The organism is Filifactor sp. (assembly GCF_057248345.1).
In genome coordinates this window covers 1-9533 of record NZ_DBHIIC010000048.1, presented here as the reverse complement: position 1 = coordinate 9533, position 9533 = coordinate 1, and the positions used below count along the sequence as shown (strand labels likewise).

General features: G+C 35.7%; 15 protein-coding genes and 1 other annotated feature. All 15 genes read right to left on the bottom strand.

The features are described 5' to 3' along the window. Nucleotides 1-220: 50S ribosomal protein L16 (gene rplP, locus ACO5GE_RS07120; protein WP_484830228.1), on the bottom strand; the 220-nt coding region annotated here is incomplete at its 3' end. A 30-nt stretch (nt 221-250) separates the two neighbouring features. Continuing rightward, nucleotides 251-1048 (bottom strand): 30S ribosomal protein S3, encoded by a 798-nt coding sequence (gene rpsC / locus ACO5GE_RS07115; protein ID WP_484830227.1) that lies wholly within the window; start codon nt 1046-1048, stop codon nt 251-253. 11 nt (nt 1049-1059) lie between these two features. Continuing rightward, nucleotides 1060-1404, bottom strand: coding sequence for a 50S ribosomal protein L22 (rplV, locus tag ACO5GE_RS07110; protein WP_484830226.1), 345 nt, complete (start codon nt 1402-1404; stop codon nt 1060-1062). Between the two features lie 28 nt (nt 1405-1432). Continuing rightward, the gene (gene rpsS, locus ACO5GE_RS07105; protein ID WP_014262836.1) at nt 1433-1714 is read right to left on the bottom strand and encodes a 30S ribosomal protein S19; all 282 of its coding nucleotides are present in this window, start codon (nt 1712-1714) and stop codon (nt 1433-1435) included. Between the two features lie 24 nt (nt 1715-1738). Continuing rightward, the gene (rplB, locus tag ACO5GE_RS07100; RefSeq protein WP_484830225.1) at nt 1739-2569 is read right to left on the bottom strand and encodes a 50S ribosomal protein L2; all 831 of its coding nucleotides are present in this window, start codon (nt 2567-2569) and stop codon (nt 1739-1741) included. 20 nt (nt 2570-2589) lie between these two features. Continuing rightward, entirely contained in the window at nt 2590-2874 is a 285-nt protein-coding gene (rplW, locus tag ACO5GE_RS07095) for a 50S ribosomal protein L23 (protein ID WP_484830224.1), read from the bottom strand. Continuing rightward, nucleotides 2874-3497, bottom strand: coding sequence for a 50S ribosomal protein L4 (gene rplD, locus ACO5GE_RS07090; RefSeq protein WP_484830223.1), 624 nt, complete (start codon nt 3495-3497; stop codon nt 2874-2876). Before rplD ends, rplW begins: the two co-directional genes overlap by 1 nt. A gap of 23 nt (nt 3498-3520) precedes the next feature. After that, nucleotides 3521-4153 carry a 50S ribosomal protein L3 gene (gene rplC, locus ACO5GE_RS07085; RefSeq protein ID WP_484830222.1) on the bottom strand — a complete coding sequence of 211 codons (633 nt, stop codon included), beginning with the start codon at nt 4151-4153 and terminating at the stop codon, nt 3521-3523. Between the two features lie 93 nt (nt 4154-4246). Beyond that, nucleotides 4247-4558 (bottom strand): 30S ribosomal protein S10, encoded by a 312-nt coding sequence (gene rpsJ, locus ACO5GE_RS07080; RefSeq protein ID WP_484830221.1) that lies wholly within the window; start codon nt 4556-4558, stop codon nt 4247-4249. A gap of 429 nt (nt 4559-4987) precedes the next feature. Beyond that, a complete protein-coding gene (locus ACO5GE_RS07075; RefSeq protein ID WP_484830220.1) occupies nt 4988-5614 on the bottom strand; it encodes a histidine phosphatase family protein in 627 nt (208 codons plus the stop codon). A 245-nt stretch (nt 5615-5859) separates the two neighbouring features. Further along, nucleotides 5860-6537 carry a transglycosylase SLT domain-containing protein gene (locus ACO5GE_RS07070; protein WP_484830219.1) on the bottom strand — a complete coding sequence of 226 codons (678 nt, stop codon included), beginning with the start codon at nt 6535-6537 and terminating at the stop codon, nt 5860-5862. Between the two features lie 823 nt (nt 6538-7360). Further along, entirely contained in the window at nt 7361-7729 is a 369-nt protein-coding gene (rplL, locus tag ACO5GE_RS07065; RefSeq protein ID WP_484830218.1) for a 50S ribosomal protein L7/L12, read from the bottom strand. 60 nt (nt 7730-7789) lie between these two features. Beyond that, nucleotides 7790-8305, bottom strand: a complete 516-nt coding sequence (gene rplJ / locus ACO5GE_RS07060; protein WP_484830217.1) for a 50S ribosomal protein L10 — start codon at nt 8303-8305, stop codon at nt 7790-7792. A gap of 16 nt (nt 8306-8321) precedes the next feature. After that, nucleotides 8322-8448 (bottom strand) — a sequence feature (ribosomal protein L10 leader region). Between the two features lie 30 nt (nt 8449-8478). Then, nucleotides 8479-9177, bottom strand: coding sequence for a 50S ribosomal protein L1 (gene rplA, locus ACO5GE_RS07055; RefSeq protein WP_484830216.1), 699 nt, complete (start codon nt 9175-9177; stop codon nt 8479-8481). Nucleotides 9178-9260: 83 nt separating this feature from the next. Continuing rightward, nucleotides 9261-9533, bottom strand: a 273-nt coding sequence (locus ACO5GE_RS07050) for an uL11 family ribosomal protein (RefSeq protein ID WP_484830215.1), incomplete at its 5' end; no start/stop codon positions are given.

Genomic DNA, 9533 nt, shown 5'->3' with positions numbered 1-9533 from the left:
CAGGTTTATGTGGGAATATTTTAATCCATACCTTTCCACCTCTACGGATGGATCTATTCAATGCTATACGAGCCGCTTCGATTTGGTTTGATGTAATCCAAGATGGCTCCATCGCTACCAATGCATATTCGCCATAAGCAATTTGATGTCCTTTTGTCGCTTTTCCTGCCATACTTCCTCTATGCACTCTACGACGTTTTACTCTTTTTGGCATTAACATAGTTCAGTTCCTCCTTTCCCTTAGGAATGTCTAATTTCTTTCTTCACGTTTTTGACGAGGTCTACGATCATTTTGTCTTCTGTCGTTATTTCCTCTACCTTTGTTGTCGCCTCTTCTTCCGTTATCATCTCTGCGACGAGGTTTTCTTTTATCGTCTTTTGTTACATCCTCAAGTTCTCTTTTAGGACCGTTTCTTGTAGGAAGAATTTCTCCGTTACAAATCCAAACTTTTACTCCTAATTTTCCGTATGTTGTATCTGCTTCTGCAAATCCATATCCGATATCTGCTCTTAATGTGTGTAGTGGAACGTTACCTTCTGCATAACCTTCAGTTCTTGCCATTTCGGCACCACCAACACGACCTGATGTAGACACTTTGATTCCTTTTGCTCCTGAACGCATTGCTCTTTGCATTGCTTGTTTCATCGCTCTACGGAATGCAATACGTCTTTCCAACGCCAATGCAATGTTTTCTGCAACTAATTGTGCATCAATTTCCGGTCTTTTTACTTCCACAACATTGATAAATACTTGTTTATCTTTACAGATTTTTTCAACATCCAATTTCAACTCTTCGATTCCTTGTCCGCCTTTTCCGATGATACGTCCCGGTTGAGCTGTGAAGATGTTTAGTCTTACTGTTTTTCCATTTCTTTCTATTTCAATTTTAGAAATTCCTGCAAGATACAGTTTTTTCTTAACGAATTCTCTGATTACGGAGTCTTCTTTAATGTTTGCTGCAAAGTCTTTTTTGTTCGCAAACCATCTGGAATCCCAGTTTTTGTTGACTCCGACGCGAAGTCCGTGAGGACTTACTTTTTGACCCATTCCTGTCCCTCCTATCTTTCTTTGACAATTACCTCGATATGGCTTGTTCTCTTGTGAATTGCTGTTGCTCTTCCTTGTGCTCTAGGACGAAATCTTTTCAATGTTGGTCCTTGGTTTGCTACAATGTGTGCAACATAAAGTTTTTCTTTATCCATTTCAAAGTTATTTTCTGCATTTGCTACTGCAGATTTCACTACTTTTGCAATGATATCAGCGCTGTTGTTTGGTGTAAATTTTAATATTGCTAATGCTTCTTCTACGCTTTTTCCTCTTACTAAAGAGCAAACAAATCCGGCTTTTCTAGGAGATGTTCTTACGTATTTTGCAACTGCTTTTGCTTCTAATACTTTTTCCATTATTATCCTCCTTTCTTATAAAAGGTTCTTATCTAGCTTTTGATGATTTTGCGTCATCTTTATGGCCTTTGAAGGTTCTTGTCGGTACAAATTCTCCAAGTTTATGTCCTACCATGTCTTCTGTCAAATAAACAGGCACATGTTTTCTTCCGTCGTGAACTGCAATTGTGTGTCCTACGAATTCAGGGAAAATAGTAGAACTTCTGGACCATGTTTTGATAACTTGTTTTTCGTTCTTTTCGTTCATTTCCGTAATTTTTTTCAAAAGTCCTTTGTGTACAAAAGGTCCTTTTTTTGCGGATCTACTCATTATGACATCCTCCTTTCAAAGGTTCTATTTTTTACGTCTTGATACAATCATGCTGTTAGACGCTTTGTTTTTCTTTCTTGTTTTATATCCCAATGCCGGTTTACCCCAAGGAGTTACTGGTCCTGAACGTCCGATAGGAGCTCTACCTTCCCCTCCACCGTGAGGGTGGTCATTCGGGTTCATAACGGAACCTCTTACTGTTGGGCGAATACCCATGTGTCTTTTTCTTCCGGCTTTACCGATTGTTACGATTTCATGTTCCAAGTTTCCTACTTGTCCGATTGTTGCTTTACATTCAGCGTGTACTTTTCTCATTTCTCCTGATGGTAAACGAAGTAATACATATTTTCCTTCTTTGGCCATCAATTGAGCAGAGGCTCCTGCAGCTCTAACGATTTGTCCGCCTTTTCCAGCTTTCAATTCGATATTGTGTACGATTGTACCTACAGGCATATCTTTCATTTTTAGACAGTTTCCGATTTTGATATCAGAACCTAATCCTGAATAAAGAGTATCTCCTACTTTCAATCCTTTTGGAGCTAAGATATATCTTTTTTCTCCATCTGCATAGTGTAATAATGCAATGTTAGCACTACGGTTTGGATCATACTCAATTCCTGCTACCTTTGCCGGAATTTGTTCTTTATCTCTCTTGAAGTCAATTACTCTGTATTTTCTTTTTGCTCCGCCACCTCTATGACGAACTGTGATTTTTCCTTGTGAGTTTCTTCCTGCATTTTTCTTCAAGGATACAAGAAGAGATTTCTCTGGCTCGTGCTTTGTGATTTCGTCAGATTTTAACACTGTCATTTGACGAAGTGCTGGTGACGTTGGTTTATAACTTTTAATAGCCACTAATATTCCCTCCTCTTATTCTATACTCCGAAGAATTCGATGGTTTTACTTGAATCTTTCAATTTTACGATTGCTTTTTTGAAAGATGCTGTTCTTCCCACATTTCTTCCCATTCTTTTCATTTTTCCACGATAGTTCATAGTATGAACTTTTTCTACTTCTACTCCAAATACTTCTTCTACGGCTTTTCTGATTTGAATTTTGTTAGCAGATTTAGCCACTACGAAAGTGTACTTTTTATCTTCTGCTAATTGCATTGATTTTTCCGTAATAATTGGTCGAATGATAATATCATGTGCTAGCATTATGCGTACACCTCCTCAGCTTTTGCTACTGCATCCTTTGTCAATACTAATGTATTTGCATTCAAAATGTCATATACATTCATAGTACCTACGAAAGCTATTTTTACATTTTTTATGTTTCTTCCGCTACGTACTACTTCAGGACTATTATCTTTTGTAACAACAAGAGCTTTTTTACCTACTTTCAATGCAGAAAGCATTTTTGCAAATTCTCTTGTTTTCCATTCTGTTAAATTGATATCGTCTACTACTACTAAGCTTCCTTCGTTCACTTTGTCAGTCAAAACACTCTTCAATGCAAGTCTTCTGATTTTCTTAGGAACTGTGTAGCTGTAATCTCTTGGTTTTGGAGCAAATACAACCCCGCCACCTTTCCATTGAGGTGAACGAATAGAACCTTGTCTTGCACGACCTGTTCCTTTTTGTCTCCAAGGTTTTGCTCCCCCTCCACGTACTTCTGCTCTAGTTTTAGCAGATTGTGTTCCAACTCTTTTGTTAGCTAAATGGTTTTTCACTACTTGGTATACAACGTGTTCGTTAATTTCCGCTCCGAATAGGTTTTCAGAAAGTTCCATTTCGCTTACTTTTTCTCCGTTTATATTAAGCACATCAACTGTTGGCATGTTCTTGTCCTCCTTTCCTTCTACTATTGTCCTTTAACTGCTGCTTTAATGACAACAAGTCCTTTTTTAGGTCCAGGAACTGCACCTTTAATTAAAATCAAATTCTTTTCAGCATCCACTCTTGCAACTTCAAGATTTTGAATCGTTACACGAGTATGTCCCATATGTCCAGGTAATTTTTTGCCTTTACGAACCTTTGAAGGATCGGAAGCGCTACCCATTGAACCAGGAGCTCTGTGATAGTGAGAACCGTGAGTTTCAGGTCCACGGCTTTGTCCGTGTCTTTTGATACTTCCTTGGAATCCTTTCCCTTTAGAAATACCTGTAACATCAATTTTTTCTCCAACTTCGAAGATATCTACTTTGATTTCTTGAGCTAAAGAATAGTTTTCAACACCATCTTCAGGTCTTAATTCTCTAACATGTTTTTTCAATGCCACTCCTGCTTTTGCAAAGTGTCCTTTTAACGGTTTGTTTACATGTTTTTCTTTTACTTCTCCAAAACCAACTTGAACTGCATTGTATCCGTCAGTTTCTTCTGTTTTGATTTGTGTTACTACAACCGGTCCTGCTTCTACAACAGTTACAGGAATCATAACTCCGTTTTCATCGAAAATTTGAGTCATTCCGATTTTCTTACCTATAATGCTTTTCATCAAGCACACCTCCTATAATCTTACAGCGGATTGCTACGCAATCATTCTAAGATAAGGTACTTCTATATCAATACCTTAACTTCTTCCTTGTTCTTACAGTTTGATTTCGATATCTACTCCGGCAGGAACATCAAGTCTTGTTAATGAATCAACAAATTTTGGACTTGGGTTGCCGATATCAATCAATCTCTTGTGAGTTCTGATTTCAAACTGTTCTCTGGAATCCTTATACTTATGAACAGCTCTCAAAATTGTGATAACTTGTTTTTCTGTTGGAAGTGGAATTGGTCCGGATACATTCGCACCTGCCGCTTTTGCAGCCTCCACAATTTTCTCTGCTGTTTGTTCCAACATTCCGTGATCATAAGATTTCAAACGGATTCTGATTTTTTGATTGTTAGACATTTCTTTACCTCCTATCGCACGATTTTCGTACGACCGACCTTCGCAAACTGTTCCGGGTGTTTTCTTTTCCCTCTTAAAAAAACAGCTTCGGTCAAGCCGCCACATTCAATGATGTTGCTACTCCACGAAAATTCCCCAATACATTGATATTGGCAACCTTTCGCTTCAACGCAAATTGTGTATTCTCAAAACACACTCACCTATTTTACCTTAATCTATTGTAAATTGCAAGGTTTTTTAAGAATTTTTTTGAGTTTTTTATTCTTTTCCTCAATGATACTTTTTGTTCCAAAAATTCTTTCACACTACCAAATATATCGATATGCTTGTACCACAAATTCCAATCTCTTACACAAAAAAAGAGAGAAAAAACAAAGACTCTTTTTTCTCTCAACAGGATGCTCTAGTTGCTAAATTTCGAAAATATTTTTATTCTTCCAAATGTTTCCAATGCGAATAATCATTTTTTAAAACTACTTTATAACTTCCATCTGATTCAATTTTAACATGAGTAAGACTCGTTTGCTTTGCTATATCTTCTTCATTCCAGTATTCCTCTAAACTTTTGTCTTGAAAATATTTCATAATTGCCTTTCGAGTAATTCCATGTGTGATGATCAATACATTCTTGTTCTCTTCTTTTTTCAAAATTTCATCTATCAAACTTTCCGCTCTATCAAATACAGACTGATATGTTTCTCCTGTAAGCGGAAGATACGCACCGGGATGACGATACAAATTGTTAGACTCCACGGGATACTTCTTAGAAATTTCTATGATATTTTTTCCTTCCCAATCACCAAATCCCATTTCTAAAAGTTTTTCTGAGAAAACAACCGGTATCTCCAATTCGCCTTTCATCAACTTCATCGTCTCTATCGTTCTTTGAGACGGAGAACAATAGATAATATCGATATTCAATTTTTTTAATCGCTCGTGAAACAGAGCAGCTTGCATCTTTCCAAGTTCCGTTAACGGAGAATCTTTCCTCCCTTGAAATTTTCTTTCTACATTCCAAACCGTCTGTCCATGTCTTGTCACATATAAATTGATCATATCATTTATCTCCTGTACATTTTGTTCACTAAAAAATCCACTATTTCTCTATTTTATCATAAATTTCAATATACTTGTTGTCAAATTGCTAGAATCACAAAATTTCAACCATTAATAAACACTCTCTTTTCTATTTTGAAACCAATATTTTTTATAAAAAGATAACAGCATATCTTCTCTCAACCACAAGAGTCAATATGCTGTTTCTCTACATTATAATGAATTTTCAAATTCTGTCTATTGTATTATTGGTAATAGCACATCTTTTTGTTTCCACTCTTCAAAAATCTAACATAGCTGATACTTTGTAAGTCAGGCATTTGTTGTATTTTGTCATCTGTTTTTTTCAGCAACATTTCTTCCATTCGTTTTATTTTCACCTTCCTACCTATCAACGAGGAGTTTTCCAACACCCAATTATCTCGATTTGCCAGTTTGGTAAATGCTTTTTTGCTATACCTTGTTTGATAGATTCCTTTTTCAAACAATTTTTGTGCTCGTCCTTCACCCATGTTATAAACCATAAAGGCTTTGTGCCAATCTTGATATTTGTCATACGCCCATTTCAAGCGCATTGTCCCAAACTCTACATTTTCTTCTACGTTAAAAACGTTCTCAAACCCCGCCGAACGAAAATCTCCTAAATTCGCGTCGTTAATCTGTGTAATTCCACTATCTTGCGTTTCCGATCTCAAATACGGATCAAATTGATCATTTTCGACCAATATCATCGCAAATACATATTTCGCAGGGATAGGATGTTTTTTCGTCGCCATCTCCACTGCTCTCTCAATTCGAGGAGGGAACACTACTCTTTCTGACTCAGCATAAGTTGTACCACTAACTAGTGCACAACAGATCATCACACAAAACAAAGAGAACAAGTGTCTTAAGCTCCTCATCATACTTCTCTTCTCTTTCATTACTATCACTCCTTTTATTTCGGATTCCTTTTCTTCTTCCGAACACCCAAGTTTCAACGCTATTTTCTGTTCTAATATTTATGTTCAGATTGATCTATTTTGCATTTTCAAATACCTTCTATTTTTTCCAAAGGTTTTACCATATTAAACAAATTTTTTGCAACTGACAAGTTTTTCCTATTTTTTCTTACACAAAAAAACTGATTATATTTCTTTTGCTAGATACAAATAGTATAGTATTACTAACATATTCAATGCTTTTATGACAACAAATAATTTACTTTTGCTATCATCAATTTGTAATTTTTCTATGTTTTGCTATAATTCAGAATAATCTGTTTTGCAATTTATCCTTATTTTACACTTTTTGCTAATAGAAAATGCTATCTTTGTGTTATCTAATAATTTTTCAATCCATTTTTTATGTAATTTGTTTGTTTTATACTACTTACTCGCAATATGATTTCTTTCATTAATATAAGCGAAAAATATAAAATTTAGAAGATACCTGCCCATTTAAGACTATAAATTTAAAACAAATGGAACGCTTTTTTAGTTACCCCATCATAAAAAAGAAGTGTATTTTTCACAAATTTTCTTCAATCACAAGAAATTTTTATACAATATGTTATTTAATGACATTTTATTACTAGTTTTTTTAAGAAGATTTGTATGATGATTCAGCAATTTAATCGTTGCAGAAGAAAATTGATAAAAAACCGAGGCATTCTACAGCAAATCTTATGGAACAAATTTTCTATTCCACAAAAAAAGACTGAGCTCTAAAAAGGACTCAGTCTTTTTTAACAGATACAAAAGAGAACTATTTTACTTCTACTTTTGCTCCTGCTCCTTCTAATTTAGTTTTAATTTCTTCAGCTTCTTCTTTAGAAACACCTTCTTTAACTGGTTTTGGAGCTCCATCTACAAGATCTTTAGCATCTTTTAATCCTAATCCTGTGATTTCTCTAACTACTTTGATAACTCCAACTTTTGAAGAACCAGCATCAGCTAGGATTACATCAAATTCAGATTTTTCTTCTTCTGCTGCTCCACCTGCTACCGCTCCACCTGCTACCATAACTGGTGCTGCTGCAGATACTCCGAATTTTTCTTCTGCCGCTTTAACCAATTCGTTTAGTTCTAAAACTTTCATATTTTCAATTGCTTCTAAGATTTGTTCGATATTCATTACGACACCTCCGATAATTTTTGTGGTTTTATTTTTCTTAACTTGTTTTGACCAAGAATCTTATGCTTCTTGTTCTGTTGTCTCTTCTTGTTTCTTTGCAATAGCATCCAATAGATATACAAAGTTGGATAGTGGGGCTTTGAAGCTTCCAACCAATTTTGCAATAAGCTCTTCTCTGCTTGGAATACTTGCAAGTTCTTTCATTCTGTCTGTATCATAGAATTCGCCTTCAACATATCCCATTTTCATTTCCAAATTAGGATGTTTTTTTGCAAAGTCACTGATTACTCTAACCGGCACAACAGCATCATCATAAGATACTGCAAATCCGTTTGCTCCTACCAAGTCAACATCATTGAATTTTTCAAAATTGCCTACTTCTGCAGCAGCACGTCTTACTAAAGTATTTTTGTATACTTTATAATCTACGCCTACTTCTCTAAACTTATTTCTAAGTTCAGTCACTTCTTCTACTGTCAATCCTTTGTAGTCTACAACTACGCAAGATACTCCTCGTTGCAATTTGTCTGCGATTTCAGCTACAACTTGTTGCTTCATGTCAATTGCTTTAGACATTCTGTTCGCACCTCCTTTTTCAATAAAAAAACCCTTGCGGTTTTCTACGAAGACACACAAGGGCAACAATATTCGTTGTTGGCTACCTCGGTAGGATATTAAGCATACGCACCTACGGTCTTCGGCATTAACAATACTATTTTATGTTAAAAAATATTATTTGTCAATCTTTTTTATTCTGTAACTCTCACAGGGTTAATTTTTACTCCAGGTCCCATTGTGCTTGTTACAGTTACAGATTTTAAATATTGTCCTTTTGCAGCAGCCGGTTTTGCCTTAATAATTGCATCAATCAATGCAAAGAAGTTTTCAGATAATTTTTCTGCTCCAAAAGATACTTTTCCAACCGGAACGTGAACAATGTTTGTTTTATCTAAACGATATTCTACTTTTCCAGCTTTGATTTCTTCTATTGCTTTTGTAACATCTTGTGTTACAGTTCCTGATTTTGGGTTAGGCATTAAACCTTTTGGTCCAAGAACACGTCCTAAACGACCAATCACACCCATCATGTCAGGTGTTGCTACGATAACATCAAAATCAAACCAATTTTCTTTTTGAATTTTTTCTGCCATATCTTCTGCCCCAACAAAGTCAGCTCCTGCTTGTTGTGCTTCTGTTGCTTTATCTCCCTTTGCGAATACAAGAACTCTTTTTGTCTTTCCCGTTCCGTGTGGTAAAACAACTGCGCCACGAACTTGTTGGTCTGCATGACGAGAGTCTACACCCAAACGAATATGAGCTTCAACTGTTTCATCAAATTTTGCAGATGCAACATCTGTAACGATCTTTAAGGCTTCAGATGCATTATACAAATTGCTTCTATCATACTTTTCGATAGCAGCTTTGTATTTTTTACCTAATTTTGCCATTTTTTACATCCTCCTTGTGGTAATAACGGTAAATGTTGTCTGTTGCGTATTTGCCTCCCACCAATCTATATGAGCAAATAGAATTAATCTTCTACAACGATTCCCATGCTTCTTGCTGTTCCTGCAATCATTCTTGTAGCCGCTTCTACATCAGCTGCATTCAAGTCATTCATTTTAAGTTCAGCAATTTCTCTAACTTGTGCTGTTTTAATTGTTGCCACTTTTGTTTTATTTGGTTCTCCGGAACCTTTATTGATTTTTACCGCCTTTTTCAACAATACTGCTGCAGGTGGAGTTTTAGTAATAAAGGTGAAGGATCTATCTGCAAATACTGTGATTACAACCGGAATAATATA